We start from the raw sequence: 24,785 nt of genomic DNA on the forward strand, positions 1-24,785 counted from the left end.
GGACGGAGGTGCTGATGGGGCTGCGTGAGCTGAAGCGGGCACGGACCCGCCGTCTGATCGCGGACACAGCGGTCGAGCTCTTCTCCGAGCACGGGTTCAGCCGGACCACGGTCGAGCAGATCGCCGAGGCCGCGGAAGTCGGGCCGACCACGCTCTACCGGTATTTCCCGACCAAGGAAGCGCTCGTCCTCGAGTTCTTCGAGGACTGTTTCGTGGACATCGGCACCTGGTTGCGCGAGCAGCCTCACGTCGCGGTCCCCGAACTCCTGCGAGCTCTCGTCGAGCGAGTCCTGCGTGAAATGGAAGGCCGTCCGGACCGCGTCCGGGTGACCATCGAGCTGGCTGCCCGGACGCCTTCGATCAGCGCGTACCTCAGCGAGCTCAACAACCGGCTTCGCAATACGGTCGCGGACGAACTTGTACGACGTCTTCCCGGCTCTGATCCCCGTCTCACCGCGGCCTTGATGGCGGGTGCCACCGTGAGCACCATCGACGTAGTCCTTCGATTCTGGTCCGAGAACCCCGACCACCTGCGCCCTCTCCCGTTGGTACGTCAGGCGATGACCTTGCTGGAACGCTTCTCGGCCGAGTCAGCCGGTTGCTCAGAGCAACGACCATGACGAGATCTGCCCACAAAGTCACCCTGCCGGCCGATGGATACGAAGCACGGGTCGACCAGTACCCGGCCAACGGCGGTCCGGAAGCTGGCTAGGAATTCAACTCCTTGGCGTGGCGCGGAGGCCGTCGAGGATGAGGTCGAGCATGTGGGGTGCTCGGTCGACGGGGGTGGACGCGGCGCGCCAGAGTGCGCCGGTGAGTTGGAGGAAGTCGCCGGCGTCGGCGTCGGGGCGGATACTGCCGCCCTTCTTGCCCGCGTCGAAGAGGTCGGTGATGGCGGCAACGACCGGCCCGTAGGTCTGCTCGGTGATGGCTTGGTGTGCGGTGGGGCTGAGGGCGTCACCCAGGCCGTGTTTGCGGCGCATTGCTTCGACAAGGTCGAGCGTCCAGAGCCGGAGCGCCTCGAGAGGAGACCGGTCCGCCAGCAGGCCTGACACGGCTCCGGTGATCCGCTCGACCTCGTCCTGGTAGACGGCGAGCACGAGCGCCTCCCGGGTGGGGAAGTTGCGGTACAGGGTGCCGGCGCCGACGCCTGCGCGCTGGGCGACCTGGTTCATCGACGTGGCGCCGTCCTCGGTGAAGGCCTCGCGGGCTGCCGCGAGGATGCGGGACCGGTTCTCGCGAGCGTCTGATCGGACCATGAAAACCTCACCTTGCTAAGTGGAGAACTCTCCACTACGCTATCTGGAGAACTCTCCACATAGTTTAGAGGAGCATCATGCAGTACATCAAACTCGGCACCACCGGCCTGGACGTGTCGCCGATCGCCATCGGTGCGATGACGTACGGCGAACCCGACCGCGGTCACCCGGTCTGGTCGAAAGGGCCCGAGGAGGCGCGACCGCTGATCCGGCACGCGCTGGAGGCGGGAATCAACTTCTTCGACACCGCGAACATGTACTCCAACGGGTCCAGCGAGGAGATTCTCGGCCAGGCGCTCAAGGACTTCGCGGACCGCGACAGCGTGGTGATCGCGACCAAGCTGCGGCACCCGATGCGCACCGGTCCGAACGGCCGCGGCCTGTCGCGGAAGGCGATCATGACCGAGGTCGACCACTCGCTGCGCCGGCTCGGCACCGACTACATCGACCTGTACCAGATTCACCGCAACGACCACGCGACCCCGTGGGAGGAGACGCTCGAGGCGCTCAGCGATCTCGTCAAGATCGGCAAGGTGCGGTACGTCGGAGCGTCGTCGATGCACGCCTGGGAGTTCGCGAAGGCCCTGCATCTGCAGAAGCAGAACGGCTGGGCGCGTTTCGTATCGATGCAGGACCACTACAACCTGCTCGCCCGTGAGGAGGAGCGGGAGATGATTCCGCTGTGCCTGGACGAAGGTGTCGGCACGATCATCTGGTCGCCGCTTGCCCGAGGCCGCCTCGCTCGCGGCTGGGACGACGCCAGGTCGACCGCGCGGTCCGAGACGGACGGCGCTTTCGCGGACATGCTCTACTCCCCGGAGCAGGAGGCATCCAACCGCGCGATCATCGACGCCGTCGGGCAGATCGCGGACAAGTATGGCGTCAGTCGCGCCCAGATCGCGCTGGCCTGGCTGCGTCGCCAACCGGTCGTCACCGCGCCGCTGGTCGGAGCCGGTTCGATCGGGCAGATCGACGAAGCGGTCGCTTCGCTGGACGTCGAGCTCGCGGATGACGACGTACAAGCTCTGCAGGCTCCCTACACGCCGCGCTACGACTGGCAGGGCATCTCCGACGAGGCTGAGCTGGAAGCCATCCGCCGGCGAGTCCCCGGAATGGCACTGCGATGACGACGATCATCCGTTCCGGCGCGGCTGCCCGCGCCGGGGGGCTCCTCATCTTCGTCGGTCCGCTGGTCTCCTGGGTTGCCGAGTTCATCACCGCGGCGGCCTGGCAGGACCCGCACTATTCGCCGCTCTACAACTGGGTCAGCCACCTCGGCCTGACCGGTCCGAGCCAGGTCGCCTTCGGGCAGGTCGGCAACTCCCCGCTCGGCGCTGTGATGGACGTCGGCTGGATCCTGTACGGCGTCCTCCTGATCGCCGGTGCCTTCCTCACCTTCGATCTGCGCAAGGGGGTTCGCCCGATCCTGATCGTTGCCCTCAGCATCATCGCGGGCATCGGAGTCTCACTCGTAGGCCTCTTCCAGGGCTCGAATGCGAACGTCGCCAACGGCCTGATCGCCTTCCACACCTTCGGCGCCCAGGGCGTGATGATCGCCGGCAACCTGATGGCCATCGCCGTCGGTGTGGCCGGTGCCCGTATCGGCCTGACGCGTGGACGCTCCGTCGCCAGTGCCTTGCTCGGCATCGCCGGCCTGGTCGGCTTCACGGTCTTCATGATCGACGTGTTCTCCGGCTGGATGTGGAACATCGGCCTGTTCGAGCGCTCGGCGATCTACCCGATCATGGTCGGCCACGTACTTCTCGGCTCCGGCCTGATCGCCGCCCGCCGCCGCGGCCGGCAGACTCTGACGTGGTGATTCGCGTATCTTGCCAGCAAGGCAAGACCACGATGGGATACGCATGGACGTCGACCTGCGCAAGCTGCGGTACTTCGTCGCCGTGGCCGAGGAGCTGCACTTCGGCCGGGCGGCGGAGCGACTGCACGTTGCTCAGCCCGCGCTGTCACGTCAGATCCGCGCGCTCGAAAGCGAGCTGAACGTTCAGGTTCTCCGCCGGGACCGGCGGCGCACCGAGCTGACCGCCGCTGGACGTCAGTTGCTGGACGACGCCCGCCCGCTGCTTGCTGCCGCCGCCGCATTGCAGCGGCGGGTGATCGAGGCCGCGCGGGAGAGTTCGACGTTCTCGCTCGCGTTCATGCCTGGCATCATCGTCACCACCTTTGTGCGCGTCTTCGGTGACCGGCACCCCGAGCTGCAGGTGCGGCTGGTGCGGACCACCTGGGACGACCAGATCGAAGTACTGCATGACGGCCGGGCCGATGTCAGCATCGTGCGGCTGCCGATCGACCAGCGTGGCCTCACCGTCCGGCCGCTGTTCGAAGAACCGCGGGTGGTCGTGCTGCGCGAGGACCACCCTCTCGCGGGCAAGGACTCGGTGGACATTGCCGACTTGGCATCCGAGCACCTTCTGCAGGATCCTGACGCGGTTCCCGAATGGCGTGACATCGCTGTGGAGCTACGCGACGGCACGGCCGAGCCGGTTCCCCGCATTCGCAGTATCGAGGAGAAACTCGAGCACGTCGCCGCCGGGTCCGGGATCTCGATCATCCCCGCTTCCACCGCCAGCTTCTATACCCGCAGCGACGTCGTACACGTCCCGGTTCAGGACATCGCCCCGAACCGGGTCTGCCTGGCCTGGATGGCAACCCGCGAGTCGCAGGCCATCCACGACTTCGCCGACATCGCCACCACCCTCGCCGCCGGCAACGAGGCCTAACGGCCGCGGCGTGAGATGTTGGCGGTGACGAACTCGGTCAGGTCACCGATCTCCGGACCGGCGACATCGTGACCCAGGCCGCGGTAGACACGGATATCAGCAGTCGCATGGGTTTCCAGCCAGCGCTCGGTGCGCTGGATGGCAGGGCTGGGAATGACCCAGTCGGTCTCGCCGCGTCCCCAGTAGACCGGCGGCCGGGTCGCGAGCAGGGCGGCGTCACCGGGTTGGTCGTCGCGTACGACGAAACCCGCAAGGCTCACGCCGTAAGCGAACCGGTCCGGAGCCAACCGCATCAACTGATGCACCATCGCGCCGCCCTGGGAGAAGCCGAGGAGGCCGATCGACGGCGCGTCGATGGTCAGCGTCCAGTCCAGAACGTCTTCGGCCGCCGCGTTCGCCACGGCGGGTTGCGGGTCGCCGATCGGGTTGCCCTTGCTGGGAAACCAGGCGTAGCCGCCCGCTTCCGGGATCCGCGCCCGGACCGACGCGACCACCAGCTCCCGCGGTAGCTCTGGCACGAGCAGCCGAAACAGGTGGGTTTCGTCGTAGCTCCAGCCGTGCAGCATCACCAGCACAGGCCGGTCGCCGCGGGCGTGCTGGGGTTCTGACCACAGCACAGCATCTCGATCCATTCCTGGTTTCACCGTGTAGTCATCTCCTTCGCCGACGACAGTGCCGCACCCGAGGACGCCGCGTCCAAGACCTGTTTCGGGCTCTGTGATGCCCAGCGGGTCATTCCGTGGCGGCATCACAGAGCGCCGAACAGGTCTTGGACGGCGGTGCTGGTTTCGGCGCATCGTCGAGGTGAAATCTGAGCAGAGGAGCTTTCATGAGGATTTTCCTGACCGGTGGGTCGGGCTACATCGGCCGTGCCACGATCACCCAGCTGGTCGAACAGGGGCACACCGTCGAAGCGCTCGCCAGGAGTGAGCGCGCCGAGGAAGCCGTGGTGTCCGCCGGGGCGTCCGCGATCCGTGGCGAGCTGACGGATCTGGACGTTCTGAAGGGCGCCGCGGCGCGTGCGGAAGCGGTGATCCACCTTGCCCAGGCAACGACTGGTGCCGAAGATCTCGCCGCGGCCGCTGCGATGCAGGACGGCGTGGGTGGTGGGCCGTACGTGCACACTGGCGGCACCTGGGTGTACGGCGACACCGACGGAGTGCAGGACGAGACTGCGCCTTGGAACCCACCGGGCGCGGTGGCGTGGCGCAAGCCCGTAGAGGACGCTGTGCTTGGACGTGCAGCTGACGGGGGCCACCCGGTCATCGTCCAGCCTGGCCTCCTCTACGGCGGCGACAACCGGTTGATCGATGTGTTCTTCACCCAGCCAGGCAAAGCGAACGGGGCCGTGGCTTACATCGGTGACGGCACCAATCACTGGGCGCTGGTGCATGTCGACGACGTCGCCGCCCTGTACGTCGCCGCCCTATCTGCCCCGCCCGGTGCGGTCTACGTTGGTGTGGGCGGGGTGAACCCGACCGCCAGGGAGGTCGCCGAAGCGGTAGCGCACGCGGCCGGCCTGGACGGCAAAACCGTTTCGATCACCCTCGCCCAGGCCCGTGCCGCAATGGGTCCCATCGCGGACGCGTTCGCACTGGACCAGCAGTTCACGCCGGCGAAGGCGCAGCGGGAACTCGAGTGGTCTCCCCGGCACACCGACCCGCTGGCCGTGCTGGCACAGGCCTGAGCTCCACCGCGCCGCAGCTACACGCCGGCGAAGGTGAGCGGATCGGGCAAGGTCTCGGGCGCATCGGTCTACGTGATCGCGTCGGCCGGGAGTTGACTGGAATTGCGGGCGAGATGGTCTCGCCGGCGTCTGTCATCCAGTCCCTCGGAGGTCCACGGTGTCTCTCGATTCCTACGTCACGCTCGGCCGGTCGGGCCTTCGGGTCAGTCCGTTCACACTGGGCACGATGACGTTCGGCGACGATTGGGGTTGGGGATCCAGCCCGGAGGAGTCGAAGGAGATCCTCGCGGCCTACCTGGACCGGGGCGGAAACTCGATCGACACCGCCAACCTCTACACCAACGGCCACTCCGAACAGATCATCGGCGACTTCCTCACCGGCCGGCCCGGCGTGCGCGATCGTCTGGTGCTCGCGACCAAGTTCTTCGGCAACCTGTACGAGAACGACCCCAATGGCGGCGGACCCAGCCGTAAGGCGATCGTGCAACAGCTGGAGAACTCGCTGCGGCGCCTGCAGACCGACTACATCGACCTGTACTGGCTGCACAACTTCGACCCGGTCACGCCGGTCGAGGAGACCCTGCGGGCCCTGGACGATCTCGTTGCCGCAGGCAAGATCCGGTACGTCGGGTTCTCCGACGTACCGGCCTGGGCCACGGCCGAGGCGGCCACGATCGCACGCCTGCGCGGGTGGAGCCCGATCATCGCGCTGCAACTGGAGTACTCGCTGCTGGAGCGGACCTCGGAGGGCGAGCTGATCCCGATGGCGCAGTCGCTGGGAATGGGCGTGCTGCCGTGGTCGCCGTTGCGCGGTGGGTTCCTGTCCGGGAAGTACTCCAGCACCAGTACCGCCGACGTCGACACGACGCGTGGCCGGGCGCCGAGCGAGACCGACTTCGTCGTCATCGACGCCGTCAAGGCCGTCGCCGACGAGCTGGGCGTGACCTCCGCACAAGTGGCCCTGGCCTGGTTGGCCGGCCGGCCCGCGGTGACCTCGATCGTGATCGGCGCGCGCCGGATGCACCAGTTCGAGAACAACCTCGGCGCCCTGGACGTCACGCTGACCGACGCCCAGCGCAGCCGGCTCGACGAAGTATCGACGCCGAAGCTCAACTTCCCGGCCGACAACAACCGCCTGCTGGCACCGACCCTGCAGTTCGCGGGCGCCACCGTGGACGGCCGCCCTTCGACAGTGTCCCCGTGGTTGAACGCCGCCGAGATCCGGTAGGAGACACGATGGCACAGCAGTTCGCAGGCAGGACGGCGTTCGTCACCGGCGGCGGCTCCGGCATCGGCCGCGCGACAGCGCTCGCGCTCGCAGCCGAAGGTGCGGTGGTGACAGTCGCCGGTCGCACCCGGGACACACTGGAAGAGACTGTGCGACTGGTGCAGGCCAACGGTGGAGCGGCCCGGCACGTTGTCGCGGACGTGTCCGACGAGTCCGCCGTCGAAGCCGCGATCCAGGTCGCGATCGGAGACACCGGACGGCTGGACATCGCGGTGAACAACGCCGGGTACGACGGGGAGTACCAACTGACCGCCGACTACTCGACCGCGATGCTGGACACGATGATCGCGATCAACATCCGCGGGGTCTTCCTGTCGATGAAGTACGAGCTCAAGCAGATGACGGCCCAAGGCTTCGGGGCAGTGGTGAACATGTCGTCCGGCGCGGGACTGGTCGGGGTGGCCGGCTTCTCCGGCTACACCGCGACGAAAGCCGCCGAGATCAGCATGACCAAGAGTTCGGCGCTCGAAGTTGCAGCGTTGGGGATCCGGGTCAACGCCCTGTGCCCGGGGCTGGTCGAGACACCGATGATCGCCACCATGGACCCTGCGACCGAGCCGATGAAGTCGATCCTCGCCGCGCACCCGGTCGGCCGGATCGCCCAAGCCGCCGAGATCGCGGATGCCGTGGTCTGGCTGTGCTCCGACAAGGCCGGATTCATCACCGGCGTGGCCCTGCCGATCGACGGCGGCTACACCGTTCCCTGATGCGCACGCGTCCAAGTACCGAACACGAACAAGGAGACTCCATGGGTGGCGGCACTGCGAAGTCGCTCGGAGCTGTTCAGAGCCTGATGGGTGCCGCCGTCGGACGGCTGTGGCGGCTGCCGGCCAGGCGCAACCGGGTGCGGGTCGAGCGGAAGATCGAGGTTCGGATGCGCGATGGCGTGACCCTGCTCGCTGATCACTACATCCCGGTGACGAGCGAGCCGGTGCCGACCATCCTGGTCCGATGCCCTTACGGCCGAGGATTCCCGTACGCCCTGCTGTCAGCTCAGTTGTACGCCGAACGCGGGTACCACGTCCTGCTGCAAAGCACGCGAGGCACCTTCGGGTCCGGCGGTACGTTCCGGCCGGCTGTCAGCGAAGCGGATGACGGCCAGGACACCGTCACGTGGCTCCGCACTCAAGAGTGGTTCGATGGGCGCCTCGCGACGGCCGGTGGTAGCTACCTCGGTTTCACGCAATGGGCGCTGGCGATGGATCCTCCGCCTGAACTGAAGGCGATGGTGGTCATGATCGGCGTACACGACCTCGCCGACGCCGCCTACCAGCAGGGCCCGCTCGACCTTTTCAACATGCTCAGCTGGTCCGACCTGCTGTCGCACCAGGAATCCGTCGGCTCGGTCGCCGGTCTGGTCAGGATGATGCGGGCCGAGCGCAGGCTGCGGGGCGCACTGGAACGGCTGCCGCTGCGCGGCACGATGGACACCCTGGGTGGAAAAGGCGCTCCCTGGTACGACGAATGGATCGACCACCCCGATGTCCACGACCCGTACTGGGAGCCGTTCCGCGCCACCGAAGCGTTGACACGGACAACGGTGCCGACCCTGCTGATCGGCGGGTGGCACGACTATTTCCTCCACCAGACCTTGGCGCAGTACCGATCCTTGCGAGCACACGACGTCGACGTCGCGCTGACCGTGGGGCCGTGGACGCACCTCACGGTCGACAACAAGATTTCGATGCCACAGGCAATCTCCTGGCTCGACACGCACGCCGCGGGGCGTGCTGCGAGAACGCGCGAAACGCCGATCCAGGTGTTCGTCGGCGGCGCCGAGGAATGGCAGGAGCACCAGAGCTGGCCGCCGGCAGACACTACAACGACCACCTGGTACCTGCAGGAGACGCAGCAGCTCACCCAGGCATCCCCCTCCGACGACACCGCGACCACGCAGTTCCGGTACGACCCGGCGGACCCGACGCCGTCAGTCGGTGGCCGCATCATGGCAACCAGCGGCGGAGCTCAGGACAATCGCAAGCTGGAGGCGCGGGCCGACGTACTGACCTTCACCACGGCGCCGCTCACCGAATCAGTCGAGGTGCACGGCCGGCCGGCGGTCGAGTTGTACCTGGCGTCCGACAACGTCAACGCCGACCTCTTCGCCCGCATCTGCGACGTCGGCCCCACCGGTCGCTCGATCAACGTCACGGACCGGATCGTCCGCTGCACTGAGCCGGACGTGACACCTGGCGAAGTCCGCAGGGTGGAGATCACGCTCGACCCCACGGCGCATCGGTTCAAGGCCGGGCACCGCATCCGGCTGCAGATCTCGGGCGGCGCGTTCCCCCGTTTCGCCCGCAACCCTGGGACTGGAGAGGCCCCCGGAGCGGCAACGGTGCTCGAACCCGTGACGCACACCGTCCACCACAACGTGGGCCGGCCGTCCAGCATCGCGCTACCCCTCGTGAAGCACTGACGCGCCCGTCAGCGGGAAACGTCCAGTGCTTCGACCGGGCCGGAAAGAGCGCCCTTGAAGTGCCGACTGTGGTCGTCTGCGAGGAGTTCGAGGTCGCCCTTCTCCAATGCGGCAACGATGTCGGCGGCCACGGTGGCTGGGTTGTTCTTCGGCCCGTCCAGCCCACTGACAAGGTTGGTGTCGGTCAGGCCAAGCTGGACACCGAGCACCTGCGTGCCTTGTGCGGACAGCTCCGCGCGCAGGGTGTTGGTGAACGAGATCAGTGCCGCCTTCGCGGCGCCGTAGGTTCCGGATCCGGGGAATCCGGCAATCCACGCGGTGAGTGAGTGGATGTTGATCAGCGCGCCTCCGCCGTTGGCTGCCAGCACCGTCGCGAAGGCCTTGGCGACCCGCAGCGGCCCGAAGGCGACGATCCCGAAAATGCGATCGACCTCGTCCTGGTCGTCCTCCAGCAGAGGGCCGAAGGTCATGATCCCGGCGTTGTTCACGACAATGTCGACGTCACTGGCGACGCGGGCAAGCTCGACGGCGGCCTGCGGATCCGCCAGTTCGAAGCTGACCGGGACGATCCTCGCGTCGTCCTGCGGCACCGGGTTCCGCGAGGTGACGTAGATCTTCGCGGCTCCGGCCCGGAGCATTTCGCGCACGATCTCCTGGCCGAGGCCTTGTTGCCCGCCGGTCACCAGAACGGTCGCGCCACTGACAGTGGTCATCACAGATCTCCTTGAGAGTGACATAGTCAAAAGTGCAGTTGCCTATGTCGTAAGACGGTAGCTAGTGCTGTTGACCGAGTCAAGTAGGGTTTACCTATGTCATGGGCGGCGACCGAGAGATTCAGAGCACGTCCTGCGCCGGCCGGTCTGGTCCTGGTGCAGGAGCTCGTCAACACGCACGCGGTCGTGCGCGACGGCGAAGATCTCCTGGCCGACCGGTCCTCGGCGCAGCGATGGCTGCGGAACGCCGCCCGGCAATGGGCCGAGGTCCACGGCCTCGCGGCTCCCGACCTTGCCCTGGACGAAACCGGCCTGCGGGAGTTGCTGGATCTGCGATCGACGGTGGCGGGTCTGCTCGCCGTACCGGCGGATGAGCGTCCCGAGGGCGTACCCGTGAACATCAAGGTGCGGGTCCGGGCGAACCTCTTGTCCGACGCGCAAGGACGAGTGGGCATCGAACCCGTGGGCACGGACAGCAGTTGGCTGGTGTCAGCGGTTTGGTCGGAGATCCTGCTGGCACAGCTGACCGGGACCTGGACCCGGCTCAAGCTGTGCCGCGAGCCGGGCTGCCGGTCAGCGTTCTACGACACCTCCCGAAATCGCAGCGGCCAGTGGCATGACGTGCACAGCTGCGGAAACATCAACAACCTGCGCGTCTCGCGCACCCGTAGGAAACAGTCGGCGCAGTAGCCCCGCTGGTTCCTCAGCTCAGTGGCTTGAGGGTTCTGGCGGAGTTCCAGAGGACGCCGCGGTTGAGTCGGTCCGGGTAGGCGTCGACGACCGCGTTGTAGAGCTCCAGCGTGGTGTGGGTGCGGGCGGCGATCGCGGCGAAGTCTTGCAGGTAGCGGCGCGTTTCGGCGATCCATTGTGGGCTGTCGTTGCCGTCGGACGGTTTGTGCCCCGCGACGACCACCCTGGGGTTCAGCGCGGAGATGGTGTCGAGTGCGCCCAGCCAGTTGTCGATTCCCTCGGTGCCGGATTCGACGAGGTAGGGGTGGATGTTGTCGTACACCGCGTCGCCGGCGACGGCCAGGCCGAGCGACTCGACGTACAGGGCGGTGGTGCTGTCGGTGTCGGTGTGCCCGAGGTCGATGACGGCGAGTTCCTCACCGTCCAAGGTGAGTGGAGCGTCGAGCGGCTCGGCGATCACGGGCTTCTCGGTGAGCTGACCGGGAAAGCGCGGCTGCCAGAACTCGTCGTACCAGCGTGGCTTGAGCTGCTGCCGCATGACGTCGACGACGGCAGCCGACGCGACCAACCGGGCGCCCGGGAACCGGGCCAGTACCTCTGCCGCGCCGAAGAAGTGGTCGCCATGGCCGTGGGTGATGAAGATCGTGGTGAGTTGCTTGCCTTTGGCAGCGATCCATTCGGCGAGGTCGTGTCCCTCCGCACGGGTCATCAAGGCATCGACCAGGACAACCTCGTGCTCCCCGGAGATCAGCGTCGCGGTCGTCGGTGACCACATTCTGCGGGTCTCACCCGGTGGCAGGTCCGCGGAGACGACGGGCTTCGACGGTGCGACATACGTGGTGTAGCTGAGCATGTGTGCTCCTCGGGTCGGACGGCTTGGTTGCCGTAGACCCAGAGTCCGGCGCTCGCGCACCTGTCAGAAGGGCGGGACTTCCTAGGTGCGCGGCTCCCAGGAAGTCCCCAGCCGGGTGAGTGCCTCGGCACTCGGGCTACCCGGTTCGGCGGTGCCGACCAGCAGTTGCAGGCCGGGCGCCGCTCGGACGTCGAAGGTTTGGTAGGTCAGCTCGATGCGGCCGACGACCGGGTGGAAGAAGATCTTGTACGCCCGGCTGAAGCCCCGTGCCGTCTGGTCGTTCCAGATCTCCGCGAACGCCGGTGACGTGGCCAGCAGATCACTCACCAGCTCCTGGATCCCGGGATCGTCGGGGAAGGTCCCCGCGTTCAGCCGGACGGCATGCACAGCACGGGTCGCGACGGCCGTCCAGTCCCCGAAGATCCGAGCCGCCTCAGGGTGCTGAAACATCATCCGGAGCATGTTGGTCATCCCGAACGGCGCAAGCAGCGCCTCGGCAATCCGGTTGGCCGCGAGGATCTCGTACGCCGGGTCGAGCACGTACGCCGCAGCCGCCGGGAAGTTGTCGAGCAACTGGAGCAGCGACGGATGCACGCTGTGGCGGCCAGCCCCGAGCACAGGCGTCGGCGTCAGCCCGGCCAGCCGGAAAAGGTGGTTGCGGGCATCGATGTCGAGCCGGAGAGCGTGCGCGATCCCGTTGAGAACCTGCGCTGACGGGTTGCGTTCACGCCCCTGCTCGAGACGGGTGTAGTAATCCGCACTAACCACGGCCAGTACGGCGACTTCCTCCCGCCGCAGACCCGCAACCCGGCGATCACCACCGACAGCCAGCCCGACGGCCGCCGGCTCCACACCGGCCCGTTGCGCCCGCAGAAAATCCCCCAACCCACCGCTCTGCACGGCATCCACAGTACTGCTCAGGCGAGGGGACTGAGGGTGGACGGGTGCGCGATCTGGGGTTGAGTCGGTTGGGCTATTTCGTGTCGTCGTCGAAGCGTGGGCGGGTGGGGTGTGGGTCGCGCAGGTGTCCGTTCTCGGTTCCGGTGGTCTGGTAGGTGGCGGGGGTTCCGGTGATCTCCAGTGCAGCGCGCGGGACCAGTACGTTGACCGAGAACGCCGATCCGCTGTGGCGCTGGCATTCTCCGCAGTGGCACAGGACCACGGCTTCGGGGTCGGCGTCGAAGCGATAGCTGATCGGCCCGCACAGGCAATGCCCGGTCCGCTGACGGTTGACGGTCTGGAGGTGGCCAATGCTGAAAGGGGGCATGGCTCAGGCGCTCCTTGGGAAGGCATGCTTCTTCCCGGCGACCACTGCTGCGGCGGCGATGAACAGGCTCGGTGAGCTACCGAAGGCGAAACCCCAGGCGCCGGCCGCGATGTAGACCAGTACCGGGATGCCGGAGAGCAAAGCCAGCGCCGGCACGCTGATCGCGAACAACAAGGTGCTCCCGACAACGAGTTTGCGCAGGTGATGATCGATGTGAGTACCGACCACCAGCACACTCAGCACCGAGGTCATGCCGAACGTGAACAAGACCCAGCCGGCTTGGCCGGCCATATCGGCGTACCCGAGGAAGTCCGTGATGTAGGTGTAGAGGATGTTGTGCGCCACCACGTACGCCGTCAGTGCGAGCAGGATGACGCGGAACCCTGGAAGGACCAGCACCGGCGCCACTTCGAAGGTGGCGGCCGCTGCGAGGTCACCCAGCCGATCATCCGCGGATGACGTTGCAGCCGACCACGTTCTCGCAGCCTTCACCCAGTTGCGCCCGCTCGCGCGTTGCATGGTCAAGAACGTCGCGCAGTCGCGGTCCTGACGCAGGGCCGTTCGACTTCGTTCGAATTCGACATCGGACCGCCCCGGAGCGGCCATCCTTGGGCCATAACCCCTGCCGAAAGGACTGTCGATGCTCCGATTCGCCGCTGCCGTCGTTACCTTCGCCCTGGTCACGCTCGGCGGTGCAGCCGTCACCGCGACTCCGGCCGCTGCCGCGATCAGCCCGCCGTCGGGCTGCCGGTACTTCACCACCGACTTCGGGCAGACCTGCTACGAGTGGGAGGGCGACGACCAATGGGTGCGGGACCTGGACGCGAACGGCTGGACCACGATCGTCGAGGTCGAGACCAACTACGGCAAGTTCCGCGAGTGCGATGCTCCGGCCTCCGCGGACGGCTGGCGGGAATGCGGCTACGACCACGAGGAGAAGAAGTGCGTGCGCTTCCGGCTGGTGGAGCGCAAGGGCGTCTCGACCAACCGAATCTCCGTCTGGTCGTTGTTCTACAGCACTTCCACCGGCAACGAATGTGGCTTCGACACGTGACTCCTGACTGCCTACCGACTCCCGTTCAGTGAAAGGTCCCCTCGATGACTTTGCTCTCCCGCACTCTCGGCGCCTTCGCCGGAGCTGCCCTGCTCGTGGTCGGCGGTGCCACCGCGGCCTCCGCATCACCGACGGCTGTAGCGGAGGAACCGCCGTACAGCGAGGTGAAGTGCCTGAACTCCGAATACGCTTCCACGTGCTTCCAGTGGGTCGGCGACGACCAGTGGATCATCGATCGCGAGGCCAACGGCTGGGCGGCGGTCGTGCATGTGCAGACGAACTACGGCAAGAACGTGGAATGCAAGGCCATGCCTGCCGCCGAAGGCTGGGCGCTCTGCTTGTTCGACCACGAGGAAGGCAAGTGCGTCCGGTTCAGGCTGTACGAACTCAAGGACGACGTGAAGCGCAAGTACACAGCATGGTCGCCGTGGTACGGGACGGAGTACGGCTCGCTCTGTTAACCGTCGATCGCAGCCAGGGCGGCTGAGGCGCGCTCCTGCTCGTAGCGGTCGTCGATGTTCTTGGCGTCCTGGAGAGCGATGCTGTGCTGCTCGATCGCCTCAGCAGTCCGGCCGGCAGCCCTGAGTGCATGTCCGTAGTCGTTGCGGACCTCGATGACGACCGATCTGCTGCCGAGCCGGTCCGCGAGATCCAGCGCCTGCTGGTGGAACTCGATGGCCTGCTCGGCTCGGCCGGCTGCCCGGTGCAGCCGGCCTAGTCCGTTCAGGCTGTCGCTCTCTGCGTTGGCGAAACCGATCCGCTGGGCGAGGCTGTGGGCGTGCCGGTAACCGGCCTCGGCCTCGGTCAGCCGACCGAGCGCCTCGTGGGCCGAGGCCACGTTGACGAGCGCGAACGACTCTTCGAAGGTCTCGGTGCCGAGCTTGCGGCTCAGCTCCAGACCGAGCTCGAACCGTTCGAGTGCTTCCTCGGGGCGATCGAGGCGAAGCAGTGCCCAGCCCTGCCCGCCCAGCGCGGTGGTGGCGCCGTTCAGGTTGCTCTCGGCCTCGAACAGCTCCTGGGCCTGCCGCTGACAGTCCAGGGCCGCCAGGTAGTCACCGAGCCGGTAGTGGCCGAGGGCAACGTTCGACAAGCCGCTCGCCTCACCGACCCGGTTACCTGCCCGGCGGGCGAACTCGAGGGCCTCCTGGTACGCCGCCCGGCCGTCGGCGTACCGGCCGAGTCGCCAGTAGACCGTGCCGAGATAGTTGTACGCGCGGCCGCGCTCGCGATCGTCGGTGGCACAGCGGATCGCGGTCAGGTGCAGGGTCTCCGCGCCGCTGAAGAGGCTCGCCGTCTGGAAGTAGTAGATGAGCAGGCTCGACAGCGCGACCGCGTAGTCACCCCGGCCGTGGTCAGCCGCGTAGAGGGCCGAAGCGATGAGGTTGTGGCGCTCGGCATCGAGCCAGCCGCGGCCTTCGTCTCGATCGCAGAAGTGTCTTGGTGACCGGCCCGCCTGCTGGGTGAGCTCGATGCGTTCCCGGTCGTGCGGCGCATAGGCGACTGCGGCCGACGCGGCCGTGCGCTGGTAGTACGCGTACAACCCGTCGAGCGCAGTACGCCGTACTGATGGTGGATCTTCGTCGTGGGCTTGGTCGGTGGCGAGTACCCGGACGAGATCGTGCAGCTCGTACCTGTCCGCGGTGCTGTTGTCGAGCAGGTGCATCTGGACCAGAAGGGTCATGAGCTCGACCGCTTCGCTCAGCGGGACTTCTGCGAGTGCAGCACCGGCGTGTACGTCGAAGTCGCGTCCCGGGTGCAGCGCCAGCAGACGGAGCATGCGGGCGGCCGGGATCGGGAGTGCCTGGTACGACAGATCCAGCGAGGCTGCGACCCCGCTGTCGAGTCGCAGTCTGGCCCGGTGTTCGAGGAGGCGCTCCAGATGGTCTGCGAGTGTCCAACCGGGCTGCGACTTGATCCGTCCGGCGAGCACGGCCAGTGCGAGCGGCAGGTGGCCTACCAGTTCGGCGATGCGGATCGCCGAGGTGCGGTCGTCGTCCACGACCGCACCAGCCGCCTGTCGGAGGTAGGCCAGCGACTCCTCGGGGTCGAAGACCTCCAGGCAGATCCGCTGGGCTCCGGTCAGCCTGCGGCGACTCGTCACCACCGTGACGCACCCGGGCCCGTCCGCGAGCAGCGGTTCGAGCTGGTCGTCGGACGCCGCGTTGTCGAGCAGTACGACGACCTTGCGATCGCCGGTCAGTTCGCGGAACAGCGCCGATCGTGCCGCCAGGTCGAGGCCGTGGATCCGGCTTCCCGGCACGCCGAGCCGACGCAGGAACCCTTCCAGGACGGCGGCCGGATCGGCCGGCGGGCGATCCGGGTCGTATCCACGGAGGTTCACACCCAACTGCAGCTCGGCGGCCGGTAAACGACGAACCAGCCGGCGAGCCAGCGTCGTCTTACCGACGCCAGGCATCCCCTCGATCAACAGCATCCGCCGGCCGGCGGTTCGGTCATCGAGTGCGGTCAGCGCGGCGTCGAGGGTCTCGGATCGGCCGACGAAGAGGCCGTCGGTCTCTGGCTCGACCGAGTCCTCGATCCGGACCACGGCGGCTTCGGCCGCCAGGCCCGCCACCACCTGGTAGGCCTGGCGCCATTCCGCGACCCTCGCCTCGTCAGCCGCCCGCGACTCGTCGGCCAGCAGGGCACGAGCGATGTCGACGACCAGTTCGGCGTCGAGCCGACGACGTCCGGGCGCCAGGCAGCGGTAGACGGTGTTGAACGCAGGCAGCTCCGCGACACCGCGTGCCTGCCTGGACAGCACTACGCGACGATGGAGTTCCCGGTACGACAGACCGGACCACGTCTGCAACGAGCGCAACCGCGAGCTGAGCTCGTCGAGCGTTCGCACACCGCCAGGCCCCGGCGGCTCCCCAGGGGCGCCCACCGGCCGAATATTAGTCCCTCTGTCCCCTGCTCGTCCGACGGTGCAGCGTCTTCTGCTGACTCCCTGTGGGCGTTAGCCTTCGGGCAGACTCGGCCGGTCCGCTCGGACCGGGCCGTGACACCGCCCCGAGGAGAACGTCATGCCTGTTCCGCTCCGCCTGTCCCGCTCCCGTCGGAGTCTGACCGCCACCGCGCTGGCCGCCAGCGCGCTGTCTGTCGGTGTGCTGCTCTCCGCGGCGGGAGTGTCGACCGCTGCCGAGGCGCCGCGGCGCGACTATGTGCAGGTCTACGCGAACAATGTGGAGAACCTGAAGACGATCGACGCCAACTGTCCGGGGGACTGGCACGACCTCGTCTTCGCGATGAAGCGCACCGATCCCGCCCCGGACATCTTCCTGGTGCAGCAGATCAGCAACCGCGCGGAGCTGACCCTGCTGGTCAGCACGATGGAGGCCAAGCTGAATCGCAAGTACACCGGCCGGATCGCGAACCCCGAGCCGCCGGAACAGCCGGCCCGGTGCGACGGCGAGAAGAAGCAGCAGACCACGGCGATCATCTTCGACACCGACCGGTTCAACGTGCTGCAGGCGGACACCTGGTTCGCCGACCGGGACGGCGCCGACGGGTGTGTGAACACCGGCCAGAGCCGGGCGGAGGCGTTGCGGCTCAAGCTCCACGACACCCTGGCCGACAAGGACATCACCGTCGCGTCGACGCACTGGCCGACCAACAACAGCGGCGGCCACCCGTGTGCCGCCGAGAACGCCCGCGAGGCGTCCGAGAAGGTCGCCGGCTGGGGCGGCGACCTGATGATCTGGGGCGGGGACGCGAACATCACCGCCGGCAATCCGGGTGACTGGAAGGCCTGGTACCAGCAGACGAACGGCGACCTCGGCGGCAGCGTCGGATTCCGCGACGTCATGTACGACCACTGCGGCAAGGTGACTGCTCCGCGCGGGGAGTGCCTCGGCAACAACTGGACGATCGGCGGCAGCAACCGCATCGACTACCTCTGGGCGAAGAAGCCCAACGGCCTGCCCGCGACGACCGCCGTACACACCGTCACCTTCGAAGAAGCCGGCCAGGCCGACGCCTTCTACACCGGCTCCGACAACCCCGCCAACTACTCCGACCACCGCGCCGTACGGGCCCGCATCCACTACTAGCACCCTTTAGTGACGGTGTCACAGGAACCGGCTCCGCGTTGTCTATCAACACGAATCGTTGATTTCACCGAAAGGGGCCGGAGATGCTGGAAAGGTTCAAGGACTTCAGTACGGCGAATGTGGCGGATGCCTGCCAGCGATTGGGAGTGCCTGTCCGGGCGGTATCGCTGAAAGCAGCCGTCGGTGAGCGCGTTGCCGGCCGGGTGCTCCCGGTTCAGCACTCGGGCAGCTTGGACGTCGTCTTCGAGGCGATCAGTTCGGCGAATCCAGGCGACGTGATCGTCATCGACAATGGCGGCCGTCGCGACGAAGGCTGCTTTGGTGACCTGCTCGCGATCGAGGCCGCGTTTGCCCAGGTGTCAGGTGCTGTCATCTGGGGCGTGCATCGTGACACGGCCGGCCTGAGGAAGGTCGGGCTGCCGGTCTTCAGTCTTGGCGAAGTACCGACGTACCCATGGCGCCACGGCCCTGCCCCCGCCGATGCGTTCTCGACGGCAACTGTCGGAGAGTGGCAAGTAACCCGCGAGGACGTTGTACTGGGTGATGAGGACGGTGTGCTCTTCATCCCGGGTGATCGCGTGGACGAACTGTTCGCCCTGGCCGAAGCCATCAAGAAGAACGAGGACCGTCAGATCGATGCGGTCCGGGCAGGCCACTCGCTCCGCGAGCAAATGAAGTTCGAAGAATACTTGAAGCTGCGGGCCGCCGATCCTTCGCTGACGCTCCCCGGTTACCTCCACAGCCTCGCAGCCGCCGCCAAGGAGTAACCGCCGGCTCCGATAGGTTGATCCTGTGGACGAGCCGCTCATCGCACGGGGATTCTGGGGGCCGCGGCAGGAGACGCCGGATCGGGTCGCCGACAGGTTGCTCGCGTTTCTCGCCGGGCTGGACGAAGTGGTCGGGGAGAGTGTTCGGTGGTCGTCTCCCGAGTCTGCGGGGCAGTCGCTCGCCGAGCCGGAAAATGCCCGGCGAGTGATTGCCGACGCGTTCCGGGCGAACACCGATGCTCCGCATCTCGGGATCAATCAGGCGTACGACGGGAGTGGGCAGCGGGTCCGCAAGTTCCGGATCAGCATGGGCGTGGGGCGATACTCCGAATCCCCGAACGCGCACAACTCGTTCGTGGTGCGGTGGGTCGGGCCCGAGACGCTCGCGGACCCGATCCTGCGCCGGGTCGTCACGGCTTGGGATCCCGACTGGGGCAATGTGACCTCACGATCCCTCAGGGACGCTCTGGCCGGGCTGCAACCTGCTGCGCAGCCGGACGTCGGGTACCCGAACTACCTCTCCGAGGGCAGAGCGCAGGCATTGCCGGGTAGTTTGGAGCAGCAGGTGGTCAAGCTCGACGAGGGCGGCGTCATCATCGGCTCGGGTGATAGCGGCGACCTCCTGTCACTGGAGAAGACCGCCGAGTTGCTCGGGCCCAGCCCGGCCTTCGCCCCGACGCCGACATCCCGCAGCAAGTTCTAGCCGCGGCCTGCCCCGATGGTCGACCTCAGTCGCTCAGCTGCTGGTCTTCAGCTGGTGCTGGGTGTGCAGTTTGGTGAGCCAAGCGGCGAAAGCGCGGAGGTCTTCGACGTTGTTCTGGGGAATGTGGAGTTTGGTGCCGCGGGCCGAGGTGATGGTCAGGTAGGGGGCAGCGAGGCTGCTGGTGGGTGTCACGAGAGTGGTGCCCTCGAACTCGGACCACGGGATCTGCCGCCACCAGGCGAAGCGGATGCCGGCGGCGTTCACGGTCACTCGCGGATGGCCGAAGAGGAACAGAACGGCGAGCGCGAAACAGACGGCGGCGAGTACGGCGAGTAGGGCCACCCGGATCGTGAACCAGGTATCGCGGGTATCGAGGTCCCGGACGACGGAGACGATCGGGATGCCGGCCATCGTCAGCACGACAATCAGCCCGCCGAAGGCCAGCGCGCGCCGGACCGCGAAGACCACTCGGCCGGAACGGTGCATCTCCGCGTCCCAGGCGTCGATGTCCTGATTCCCCATCACCATGTGTCGATCCCTCCGCGGCGGAAGCGTACTTGTCCGTGTCCGGCCGCCCGACGAGGACGGTCACGAGATCGTAACCGGTTGGGAGAACACTCCCGCGACCCGCGCTTCCCTGTCGCTGCCTGGTTCGCAGCGAACCAGCAGCCCCCAGCACAACAGCGGGAGGGTATTGAGGCCGAAGGCAACGTATTCGATGCCTTTCGTCCCCCGACCGGCGGGGCGATTCCGGCCGACCGGCGGGGCCGGTACCGCACGCCGCCGGATGGCTCGCCACTCGACCGCACGCGAGGTTGGTCGTATGACAGAAACGCAGTCGTCACAGGACACGACAGCCCGGCCGGAGACCTCCGCTGTTCCACCGCCGGATCCCTCGACCGCACGGCTGGTCGGTGTGGACCTGGCCCGTGCACTGGCGGTGTTCGGCATGTACACCGTGCACATCGGCCCACCGTTGTCCGCCACCCACGGCGTCGGCCACTGGGTTCGGTACCTGGCGGATGGCCGCTCCTCGATCCTGTTCGCCACGCTCGCCGGGTTCTCCCTGATGCTGATCGCCGGCCGCCGGGAACCGAAGGCCGGCCTGGCAGGACGGCAGGCGAAGGCACGGATCGCGATCCGTGCCCTGATTCTGGTGGTACTGGGCAGCGCGATGGCGATGGCCTACGGGGATGTCGTGATTCTCGCCTTCTACGGCGTCTACTTCCTGCTGGCGCTGCCGCTGGTGCGGCTGCGAGCCCGGACGCTCGCGATCATCGCGGTGGTCCTTGCAATGGTCACGCCGCAACTCGCGTTCGTCCTGCGATGGTTGCTGACCGAGCCGGTCCAGCAGATCATCAACACCTACGACCCACTCGAGCGGATCAGTACCGTCGGCGTGCTGGACCTGTTGCTCACCGGCTTCTACCCGACCATCACCTGGATGCCGTTCGTCATCGCCGGTATGGCGCTTGGCCGCCTCGATCTGGCCGCCCGTGCCGTGCAGCGAGGCCTGGCACTTCTCGGGCCCGCACTCATCGTGGTCGGGTACGGCACATCCTTGGTCGTGGGCGGCAGGAATGCATTGAAGAGCACCGCGGAAGCGGGGTCGTCGTCCTTCAGTTCCGGAGCGGCGCCGATGGACATTGGATCGTTCGAGCCCCAGCGGACGGCCGGGGAGTTGTTGCTGGCCGGGCCGCACAGTGGCACGACGTTCGACATCATCGGCAGCCTGGGTGTCGCCATCACGGTGATCGTCTGTGCGACCGTGGCGATGGATCGGCTGCCGCGACTGCGCCGCCTGGCGAAGCCGGTCATCGCCGTGGGCACCATGTCGCTGACGGCCTACGTAGGCCACTTCGTGGCACAGTCGGCGCTGTCCGTACCCGCAGGCGGCGGGAACGGCGTCCAGCACTCGTGGGTACCGCTACTCCTGTTCATCCTCGGGGCGACCGTGTTCGCCGCGATCTGGTCCCGCTTCTTCCGGCGCGGACCGCTGGAGTACTTGCTCAACCTCGCCACGAAGCCGGCGAAGTACGTCCGCTGACAGCGCGGCTGGGCTGCCCGGCTGTACCAGGCGGTCAGGACGGCGAACTGCCCGCGGATGCAGTCCCGGGACTGATCATCGACTACATCGCGCCCAGCCTCGACACGACCATCCACGCGATCTCCAGCATGATCCACCTCTTGGCGGCGAACCCGGACCAATGGAAGCTGCTGCGCAACGATCGGACCCTCGTGCCACACGCCATCAACGAGGTCCTGCGGCTGGAGTCACCGATCCAGCGGTTCAGCCGATTGTCCACGACAGACGTGACGATCGAAGGACACATCGTGCCCGCCGGTTCCCGAGTGGTCCTGCTCTACGGGTCTGCCAACCGGGACGAGCGCAAATACCCTGAGCCCGACCGGTTCGACGTCGCCCGCCGCCCCAGCGATCACCTCGCTTTCGGCCGCGGTGAGCACGCCTGCGCCGGGATGAATCTCGCCCGCCTCGAGATGACCGCAGTGCTGGACGCGCTGCTGGACAGGGTGACCGGACTCGCTTCGGTGGAAGTGGAGTGGGAGGTGAACAACACGCTGCGCGGACTACGCAAGCTGGTCGTGCGTGTCCAGACTTCCTGACCATTCGGCCGAATGGTCGATGCCGCGCTCAGTCCTGAAGGACTTGTCCACGACAGCACACGGACCTGGCCGGGGTTACTCAAGTTGCACTGGGGGGCGCGAGCTGGATGGCTCGATCAGTTCCAGCAGGTTGCCTTCGGGGTCTTTCGCGTAGGCGAATCGTGCGCCTGCGCGGACGGCGGGAGCGGGAGCAGAGACCTCAGCCGCTCCGGCGGAGAGCATCTTCGCGTAGATCTCGTCCAGTCGGTCGACATAGACAGCCCAGTGGAAGTAGCCCTGGGTTCCCGCACCGTCGAACGCGTCGGCATATTCCTGCGTCGCGGAGCCGGCGCGTTCAACCAGTTCGATCTTCAGACCGTCGGGACTGCGGAGGATCACCGTCCGGATGCCGGCCTCGGGCAAGGAGAACTCTTCCTCGGCTTCGGTGAGACCGAGAGCCACTGCGTAGAACTGCCTCTGCGCGTCGAGATCGGCAACCGACAGCCCGACATGATCGAACGTCAAGGTCATAGTTGTTCCTCCAAGGTAAACGCTATTCACCACGACTGTACCTCACTTGGTGAATAGCGATAACCTCCTGGCATGGTCGAGGCACGCCGAGCGTCGGGGCAGCATCATGGTGATCTTCGACGAGCCCTGGAGGACGCAGCGTTAGAGCTGATCCGTACGAGCGGGTTGGCCGGCTTCACCCTGGCGAATGCGAGCCGGAAGGCGGGAGTCAGCGTCGCGGCTCCTTTCAAGCATTACGCCAATAAGGAGGCCTTACTGGCGCAGTTGGCGATGCGCAGCTACGACGAGCAGGCGCGTCGGTTCGCTGTCGCGCTGGCCGGCGAGATCTCACCGCTCGAGCAACTGGTGGCGTTCGCTCGGGCCTATGTGCAGTTCGCGATCGAGGAGCCTGCTCTGTTCGAGCTCGTGTTCGCGGCCGGCATCGACAAGGCGGCCTTTCCGGAGCTCGATCGTGCGGGTGCGCGCCTCAGTGAGCTGCTCATCGCGCCTGCCTCACGTCTGCGATCCGACCGGCAGCAGGCCCTGGCGCTTGTTCATGCTGTTGCAGCGTCGTCACACGGCTACGCGGTGTTCCTCCGCGAGGGCGTGTTCGGCAACGGGACGATCGCAGACGACATCGCGATCGCAGGAGCCGAAAGTACGGCGCGCGCCCTGGCCCTAGTGGATCTCGGCTCGTCCTGACGTTCGCTCCTGCGACAGCGGCTCTCGGCGGCGCCACGCCCACAGTGTTCGCGCGCTCTTTCATCGCTTGCCGCCAGGGGACGGTGTCTGCAGGGAATGCGGCTTGGAGGCCTCACGAAGTCTGTACCGCCGATTCACCTGCCCAGCTGGCGGCGCAGCCACGCCGTGCGGGCAGCGATCGCGTCCCTGGAGATCGCAGCGGACGGTGCCACGACGTCGAACCCGTGGTAACCGCCGGGCCAGACGTGCAACTCACCGCGGCCCCCGGGCTGCCACAGGCGGCTCGCGAAGGCGACGGACTCGTCCCGGAATGTCTCGGCCGAGCCGACGGGGGACGGTGCGGTGACGTGAGTGGTCATGGGGTTCCTCGTCGTCGTGACTCATCGGGTGTTTCTGAGGGTGGTCTCGGACGGGCCATTGGCTCAGACGGTCGGGACCGTGCCGCCGTCGATGACGTACTCGGCGCCCACGATGGCCGAGGCGCGGTCCGACACCAGGAACCCGACCAGGTCGGCGATCTCCTCGGGCTGGGCGAACCGCCCCAGGGGAACCCCGCCGAGGGAGTCGTAGATCGTTTGCTTGGCGGCCTCGCGGGTGAGCCCGTTGCCCGCGGCGATCCGGTCCACGAACCGCTCGTAGGCCTCGGTCTCGATGCCGCCGGGGCTGATCGCGTTGACCCGCACGCCGCGCGGTGCGAGCTCGTTGGCGAGGCCCTTGCTGTACGTGCGCAGCGCCGCCTTGGCTGCCGCGTACGCCAGCGACGCGTCGTACTGCGGTAGTTCCCGCTGGATCGAGGTGAAGTGCAGCACCACACCCGACCCGGTCCCGGCCATCGCCGGCAGGAGGGCGCGGTCGAGCCGCACCGCACCCAAGAAGTTCAGGTTCAGTTCGGTCAGCCACTGCTCTTCGGTGATGACCGCGAACCCACCCGACGGCGTCGAGGCGCCCCCGACGACGTGCACGAGGACGTCGAGCGCGCCGACGGACTCGGCGATGCGGTCCGCCACGAGCTGCGCGCCATCGACGGTCGACGTGTCCGCCTCGATGAACCGGTCGGGGCGGTCGTACCCGTCGGGCATCGTCCGGGCCGTCGTCCACACCTCGGCGCCCATCTCCCGCAGGCGGGTGACGACGGCCTTGCCCGAACCCTTCGACCCGCCCGTAACGAGCGCGTGGCGGCCGTCGAGGCGGTCACGTTCTTTGCTGGACATTCTTCCTCTTCCTGCTGACGGTTCGGTGGTGTGCGGTCGGACTCAGGCCTCGTGGTTGGCGATGACGAGCTCGGCCACGAGGTTGCCGCGGAGGGTGAAGCGGTAGTCCAGGTCGGCGACGCCGCCCGGGAATGTGCCCTCGAGGCGCAGGGTCACCACCCAGTGGTCGTCGTCGACGCGGCGGGCGCCGATCTGCTCGGTGGTGTACTCGAACTCGGCGCCGGCGTCGCGCAGGAACGCGTGCACCTCGTCGCGGCCCCGGAAGGTC

The 24,785-nt window shown here is 67.1% G+C and carries 29 protein-coding genes and 1 pseudogene; 17 read left to right on the plus strand and 13 right to left on the minus strand.

Annotated features, from left to right (window positions below):
- Positions 1 to 14: 14 nt before the first annotated feature.
- The gene (locus ACFCV3_RS10890) at positions 15 to 620 is read left to right on the plus strand and encodes a TetR/AcrR family transcriptional regulator (protein ID WP_376028615.1); all 606 of its coding nucleotides are present in this window, start codon (positions 15 to 17) and stop codon (positions 618 to 620) included.
- Positions 621 to 716: 96 nt separating this feature from the next.
- Here the strand turns inward: ACFCV3_RS10890 and ACFCV3_RS10895 are convergent, their stop codons facing one another.
- A complete protein-coding gene (locus ACFCV3_RS10895) occupies positions 717 to 1,259 on the minus strand; it encodes a TetR/AcrR family transcriptional regulator (RefSeq protein ID WP_376028617.1) in 543 nt (180 codons plus the stop codon).
- Between the two features lie 77 nt (positions 1,260 to 1,336).
- On the opposite strand from ACFCV3_RS10895, the gene ACFCV3_RS10900 reads away from it, so the two are divergent.
- Genes ACFCV3_RS10900 through ACFCV3_RS10910 form a run of 3 tightly spaced genes read left to right on the plus strand, consistent with a single transcriptional unit; the run spans position 1,337 to position 3,997 of the window.
- Positions 1,337 to 2,386, plus strand: coding sequence for an aldo/keto reductase (locus ACFCV3_RS10900; protein ID WP_376028619.1), 1,050 nt, complete (start codon positions 1,337 to 1,339; stop codon positions 2,384 to 2,386).
- A complete protein-coding gene (locus ACFCV3_RS10905; protein ID WP_376028621.1) occupies positions 2,383 to 3,078 on the plus strand; it encodes a DUF998 domain-containing protein in 696 nt (231 codons plus the stop codon). Before ACFCV3_RS10900 ends, ACFCV3_RS10905 begins: the two co-directional genes overlap by 4 nt.
- A gap of 43 nt (positions 3,079 to 3,121) precedes the next feature.
- Complete coding sequence (locus tag ACFCV3_RS10910; protein WP_376028623.1) at positions 3,122 to 3,997, plus strand: LysR family transcriptional regulator; 876 nt, start codon at positions 3,122 to 3,124, stop codon at positions 3,995 to 3,997.
- Here the strand turns inward: ACFCV3_RS10910 and ACFCV3_RS10915 are convergent.
- The gene (locus ACFCV3_RS10915; protein ID WP_376028625.1) at positions 3,994 to 4,629 is read right to left on the minus strand and encodes an alpha/beta hydrolase; all 636 of its coding nucleotides are present in this window, start codon (positions 4,627 to 4,629) and stop codon (positions 3,994 to 3,996) included. The two genes, ACFCV3_RS10910 and ACFCV3_RS10915, sit on opposite strands and share 4 nt — an antisense overlap.
- A gap of 197 nt (positions 4,630 to 4,826) precedes the next feature.
- On the opposite strand from ACFCV3_RS10915, the gene ACFCV3_RS10920 reads away from it, so the two are divergent.
- From ACFCV3_RS10920 to ACFCV3_RS10935, 4 genes are all read left to right on the plus strand, one after another.
- Positions 4,827 to 5,684 (plus strand): NAD-dependent epimerase/dehydratase family protein, encoded by an 858-nt coding sequence (locus tag ACFCV3_RS10920; protein ID WP_376028628.1) that lies wholly within the window; start codon positions 4,827 to 4,829, stop codon positions 5,682 to 5,684.
- A gap of 157 nt (positions 5,685 to 5,841) precedes the next feature.
- Positions 5,842 to 6,912 carry an aldo/keto reductase gene (locus tag ACFCV3_RS10925; RefSeq protein WP_376028631.1) on the plus strand — a complete coding sequence of 357 codons (1,071 nt, stop codon included), beginning with the start codon at positions 5,842 to 5,844 and terminating at the stop codon, positions 6,910 to 6,912.
- Positions 6,913 to 6,920: 8 nt separating this feature from the next.
- Entirely contained in the window at positions 6,921 to 7,679 is a 759-nt protein-coding gene (locus ACFCV3_RS10930; protein WP_376028633.1) for an SDR family NAD(P)-dependent oxidoreductase, read from the plus strand.
- A gap of 41 nt (positions 7,680 to 7,720) precedes the next feature.
- The gene (locus ACFCV3_RS10935) at positions 7,721 to 9,391 is read left to right on the plus strand and encodes a CocE/NonD family hydrolase (RefSeq protein WP_376028636.1); all 1,671 of its coding nucleotides are present in this window, start codon (positions 7,721 to 7,723) and stop codon (positions 9,389 to 9,391) included.
- 8 nt (positions 9,392 to 9,399) lie between these two features.
- On the opposite strand, the gene ACFCV3_RS10940 is transcribed toward ACFCV3_RS10935, so the two are convergent.
- Positions 9,400 to 10,104 carry an SDR family oxidoreductase gene (locus ACFCV3_RS10940; protein WP_376028639.1) on the minus strand — a complete coding sequence of 235 codons (705 nt, stop codon included), beginning with the start codon at positions 10,102 to 10,104 and terminating at the stop codon, positions 9,400 to 9,402.
- Positions 10,105 to 10,200: 96 nt separating this feature from the next.
- On the opposite strand from ACFCV3_RS10940, the gene ACFCV3_RS10945 reads away from it, so the two are divergent.
- Positions 10,201 to 10,794, plus strand: a complete 594-nt coding sequence (locus ACFCV3_RS10945; protein WP_376028641.1) for a CGNR zinc finger domain-containing protein — start codon at positions 10,201 to 10,203, stop codon at positions 10,792 to 10,794.
- Positions 10,795 to 10,807: 13 nt separating this feature from the next.
- Here the strand turns inward: ACFCV3_RS10945 and ACFCV3_RS10950 are convergent, their stop codons facing one another.
- The 4 genes from ACFCV3_RS10950 to ACFCV3_RS10965 all read right to left on the minus strand — a co-directional run bounded on the left by ACFCV3_RS10950 (position 10,808) and on the right by ACFCV3_RS10965 (position 13,433).
- Positions 10,808 to 11,647 (minus strand): MBL fold metallo-hydrolase, encoded by an 840-nt coding sequence (locus tag ACFCV3_RS10950; protein ID WP_376028643.1) that lies wholly within the window; start codon positions 11,645 to 11,647, stop codon positions 10,808 to 10,810.
- Between the two features lie 81 nt (positions 11,648 to 11,728).
- A complete protein-coding gene (locus ACFCV3_RS10955) occupies positions 11,729 to 12,547 on the minus strand; it encodes a helix-turn-helix domain-containing protein (RefSeq protein WP_376028645.1) in 819 nt (272 codons plus the stop codon).
- Between the two features lie 73 nt (positions 12,548 to 12,620).
- Positions 12,621 to 12,914, minus strand: coding sequence for a GFA family protein (locus ACFCV3_RS10960; protein WP_376028647.1), 294 nt, complete (start codon positions 12,912 to 12,914; stop codon positions 12,621 to 12,623).
- Between the two features lie 3 nt (positions 12,915 to 12,917).
- Positions 12,918 to 13,433 carry a hypothetical protein gene (locus ACFCV3_RS10965; protein ID WP_376028649.1) on the minus strand — a complete coding sequence of 172 codons (516 nt, stop codon included), beginning with the start codon at positions 13,431 to 13,433 and terminating at the stop codon, positions 12,918 to 12,920.
- 121 nt (positions 13,434 to 13,554) lie between these two features.
- Between ACFCV3_RS10965 and ACFCV3_RS10970 the strand changes: the two genes are divergently transcribed.
- Positions 13,555 to 13,968, plus strand: coding sequence for a hypothetical protein (locus ACFCV3_RS10970; protein WP_376028652.1), 414 nt, complete (start codon positions 13,555 to 13,557; stop codon positions 13,966 to 13,968).
- Between the two features lie 44 nt (positions 13,969 to 14,012).
- Positions 14,013 to 14,429: a hypothetical protein gene (locus tag ACFCV3_RS10975; RefSeq protein WP_376028654.1), complete on the plus strand. Its 417-nt coding sequence runs from the start codon at positions 14,013 to 14,015 to the stop codon at positions 14,427 to 14,429.
- Here ACFCV3_RS10975 and ACFCV3_RS10980 read toward each other — a convergent pair.
- Positions 14,426 to 16,855 (minus strand): tetratricopeptide repeat protein, encoded by a 2,430-nt coding sequence (locus ACFCV3_RS10980; RefSeq protein ID WP_376028656.1) that lies wholly within the window; start codon positions 16,853 to 16,855, stop codon positions 14,426 to 14,428. The genes ACFCV3_RS10975 and ACFCV3_RS10980 overlap by 4 nt on opposite strands.
- 139 nt (positions 16,856 to 16,994) lie before the next feature.
- Here ACFCV3_RS10980 and ACFCV3_RS10985 point away from each other — a divergent pair, with 139 nt between their 5' ends.
- The 3 genes from ACFCV3_RS10985 to ACFCV3_RS10995 all read left to right on the plus strand — a co-directional run bounded on the left by ACFCV3_RS10985 (position 16,995) and on the right by ACFCV3_RS10995 (position 19,490).
- Entirely contained in the window at positions 16,995 to 18,020 is a 1,026-nt protein-coding gene (locus ACFCV3_RS10985) for a hypothetical protein (protein WP_376028658.1), read from the plus strand.
- A gap of 83 nt (positions 18,021 to 18,103) precedes the next feature.
- Positions 18,104 to 18,787 carry an RraA family protein gene (locus ACFCV3_RS10990; RefSeq protein WP_376028661.1) on the plus strand — a complete coding sequence of 228 codons (684 nt, stop codon included), beginning with the start codon at positions 18,104 to 18,106 and terminating at the stop codon, positions 18,785 to 18,787.
- 25 nt (positions 18,788 to 18,812) lie between these two features.
- Positions 18,813 to 19,490, plus strand: coding sequence for a hypothetical protein (locus ACFCV3_RS10995; protein WP_376028663.1), 678 nt, complete (start codon positions 18,813 to 18,815; stop codon positions 19,488 to 19,490).
- Positions 19,491 to 19,523: 33 nt separating this feature from the next.
- Here ACFCV3_RS10995 and ACFCV3_RS11000 read toward each other — a convergent pair whose 3' ends face one another.
- Positions 19,524 to 20,018 carry a hypothetical protein gene (locus tag ACFCV3_RS11000; RefSeq protein WP_376028666.1) on the minus strand — a complete coding sequence of 165 codons (495 nt, stop codon included), beginning with the start codon at positions 20,016 to 20,018 and terminating at the stop codon, positions 19,524 to 19,526.
- Between the two features lie 295 nt (positions 20,019 to 20,313).
- Here ACFCV3_RS11000 and ACFCV3_RS11005 point away from each other — a divergent pair, with 295 nt between their 5' ends.
- Both ACFCV3_RS11005 and ACFCV3_RS11010 read left to right on the plus strand, forming a co-directional pair.
- A complete protein-coding gene (locus ACFCV3_RS11005) occupies positions 20,314 to 21,537 on the plus strand; it encodes a DUF418 domain-containing protein (RefSeq protein WP_376028668.1) in 1,224 nt (407 codons plus the stop codon).
- A 77-nt stretch (positions 21,538 to 21,614) separates the two neighbouring features.
- Positions 21,615 to 22,115 (plus strand): cytochrome P450, encoded by a 501-nt coding sequence (locus ACFCV3_RS11010; RefSeq protein ID WP_376028743.1) that lies wholly within the window; start codon positions 21,615 to 21,617, stop codon positions 22,113 to 22,115.
- A gap of 75 nt (positions 22,116 to 22,190) precedes the next feature.
- Here ACFCV3_RS11010 and ACFCV3_RS11015 read toward each other — a convergent pair whose 3' ends face one another.
- Positions 22,191 to 22,625 carry a VOC family protein gene (locus ACFCV3_RS11015; protein WP_376028671.1) on the minus strand — a complete coding sequence of 145 codons (435 nt, stop codon included), beginning with the start codon at positions 22,623 to 22,625 and terminating at the stop codon, positions 22,191 to 22,193.
- 72 nt (positions 22,626 to 22,697) lie between these two features.
- On the opposite strand from ACFCV3_RS11015, the gene ACFCV3_RS11020 reads away from it, so the two are divergent.
- Positions 22,698 to 23,306, plus strand: a complete 609-nt coding sequence (locus ACFCV3_RS11020; protein ID WP_376028674.1) for a TetR/AcrR family transcriptional regulator — start codon at positions 22,698 to 22,700, stop codon at positions 23,304 to 23,306.
- A gap of 134 nt (positions 23,307 to 23,440) precedes the next feature.
- Here the strand turns inward: ACFCV3_RS11020 and ACFCV3_RS11025 are convergent, their stop codons facing one another.
- From ACFCV3_RS11025 to ACFCV3_RS11035, 3 genes and pseudogenes are all read right to left on the minus strand, one after another.
- The gene (locus ACFCV3_RS11025) at positions 23,441 to 23,665 is read right to left on the minus strand and encodes an alpha/beta hydrolase (RefSeq protein WP_376028676.1); all 225 of its coding nucleotides are present in this window, start codon (positions 23,663 to 23,665) and stop codon (positions 23,441 to 23,443) included.
- A 63-nt stretch (positions 23,666 to 23,728) separates the two neighbouring features.
- Positions 23,729 to 24,517 carry an SDR family oxidoreductase gene (locus ACFCV3_RS11030; protein ID WP_376028679.1) on the minus strand — a complete coding sequence of 263 codons (789 nt, stop codon included), beginning with the start codon at positions 24,515 to 24,517 and terminating at the stop codon, positions 23,729 to 23,731.
- Positions 24,518 to 24,559: 42 nt separating this feature from the next.
- Positions 24,560 to 24,785, minus strand: a pseudogene (locus ACFCV3_RS11035) (nuclear transport factor 2 family protein); the annotation flags it as partial.

The sequence above is a fragment of the Kribbella sp. NPDC056345 genome (assembly GCF_042262745.1).
GTDB lineage: Bacteria > Actinomycetota > Actinomycetes > Propionibacteriales > Kribbellaceae > Kribbella.

What these genes read in the sequence shown, in the direction of transcription:
- ACFCV3_RS11025 (WP_376028676.1), bottom strand. Translation starts at nt 23,665, where the DNA reads ATGACCACTCACGTCACCGCACCGTCCCCCGTCGGCTCGGCCGAGACA.
- ACFCV3_RS10975 (WP_376028654.1), top strand. Translation starts at nt 14,013, where the DNA reads ATGACTTTGCTCTCCCGCACTCTCGGCGCCTTCGCCGGAGCTGCCCTG.
- ACFCV3_RS10970 (WP_376028652.1), top strand. Translation starts at nt 13,555, where the DNA reads ATGCTCCGATTCGCCGCTGCCGTCGTTACCTTCGCCCTGGTCACGCTC.
- ACFCV3_RS10910 (WP_376028623.1), top strand. Translation starts at nt 3,122, where the DNA reads ATGGACGTCGACCTGCGCAAGCTGCGGTACTTCGTCGCCGTGGCCGAG.
- ACFCV3_RS10900 (WP_376028619.1), top strand. Translation starts at nt 1,337, where the DNA reads ATGCAGTACATCAAACTCGGCACCACCGGCCTGGACGTGTCGCCGATC.
- ACFCV3_RS11005 (WP_376028668.1), top strand. Translation starts at nt 20,314, where the DNA reads ATGACAGAAACGCAGTCGTCACAGGACACGACAGCCCGGCCGGAGACC.
- ACFCV3_RS11015 (WP_376028671.1), bottom strand. Translation starts at nt 22,625, where the DNA reads ATGACCTTGACGTTCGATCATGTCGGGCTGTCGGTTGCCGATCTCGAC.
- ACFCV3_RS10930 (WP_376028633.1), top strand. Translation starts at nt 6,921, where the DNA reads ATGGCACAGCAGTTCGCAGGCAGGACGGCGTTCGTCACCGGCGGCGGC.
- ACFCV3_RS10965 (WP_376028649.1), bottom strand. Translation starts at nt 13,433, where the DNA reads ATGCAACGCGCGAGCGGGCGCAACTGGGTGAAGGCTGCGAGAACGTGG.
- ACFCV3_RS10990 (WP_376028661.1), top strand. Translation starts at nt 18,104, where the DNA reads ATGCTGGAAAGGTTCAAGGACTTCAGTACGGCGAATGTGGCGGATGCC.
- ACFCV3_RS10905 (WP_376028621.1), top strand. Translation starts at nt 2,383, where the DNA reads ATGACGACGATCATCCGTTCCGGCGCGGCTGCCCGCGCCGGGGGGCTC.
- ACFCV3_RS10940 (WP_376028639.1), bottom strand. Translation starts at nt 10,104, where the DNA reads ATGACCACTGTCAGTGGCGCGACCGTTCTGGTGACCGGCGGGCAACAA.
- ACFCV3_RS10960 (WP_376028647.1), bottom strand. Translation starts at nt 12,914, where the DNA reads ATGCCCCCTTTCAGCATTGGCCACCTCCAGACCGTCAACCGTCAGCGG.
- ACFCV3_RS10915 (WP_376028625.1), bottom strand. Translation starts at nt 4,629, where the DNA reads ATGGATCGAGATGCTGTGCTGTGGTCAGAACCCCAGCACGCCCGCGGC.
- ACFCV3_RS10945 (WP_376028641.1), top strand. Translation starts at nt 10,201, where the DNA reads ATGTCATGGGCGGCGACCGAGAGATTCAGAGCACGTCCTGCGCCGGCC.
- ACFCV3_RS10935 (WP_376028636.1), top strand. Translation starts at nt 7,721, where the DNA reads ATGGGTGGCGGCACTGCGAAGTCGCTCGGAGCTGTTCAGAGCCTGATG.
- ACFCV3_RS10950 (WP_376028643.1), bottom strand. Translation starts at nt 11,647, where the DNA reads ATGCTCAGCTACACCACGTATGTCGCACCGTCGAAGCCCGTCGTCTCC.
- ACFCV3_RS11030 (WP_376028679.1), bottom strand. Translation starts at nt 24,517, where the DNA reads ATGTCCAGCAAAGAACGTGACCGCCTCGACGGCCGCCACGCGCTCGTT.
- ACFCV3_RS10920 (WP_376028628.1), top strand. Translation starts at nt 4,827, where the DNA reads ATGAGGATTTTCCTGACCGGTGGGTCGGGCTACATCGGCCGTGCCACG.
- ACFCV3_RS11000 (WP_376028666.1), bottom strand. Translation starts at nt 20,018, where the DNA reads ATGGTGATGGGGAATCAGGACATCGACGCCTGGGACGCGGAGATGCAC.
- ACFCV3_RS10890 (WP_376028615.1), top strand. Translation starts at nt 15, where the DNA reads ATGGGGCTGCGTGAGCTGAAGCGGGCACGGACCCGCCGTCTGATCGCG.
- ACFCV3_RS10895 (WP_376028617.1), bottom strand. Translation starts at nt 1,259, where the DNA reads ATGGTCCGATCAGACGCTCGCGAGAACCGGTCCCGCATCCTCGCGGCA.
- ACFCV3_RS11020 (WP_376028674.1), top strand. Translation starts at nt 22,698, where the DNA reads ATGGTCGAGGCACGCCGAGCGTCGGGGCAGCATCATGGTGATCTTCGA.
- ACFCV3_RS10985 (WP_376028658.1), top strand. Translation starts at nt 16,995, where the DNA reads ATGCCTGTTCCGCTCCGCCTGTCCCGCTCCCGTCGGAGTCTGACCGCC.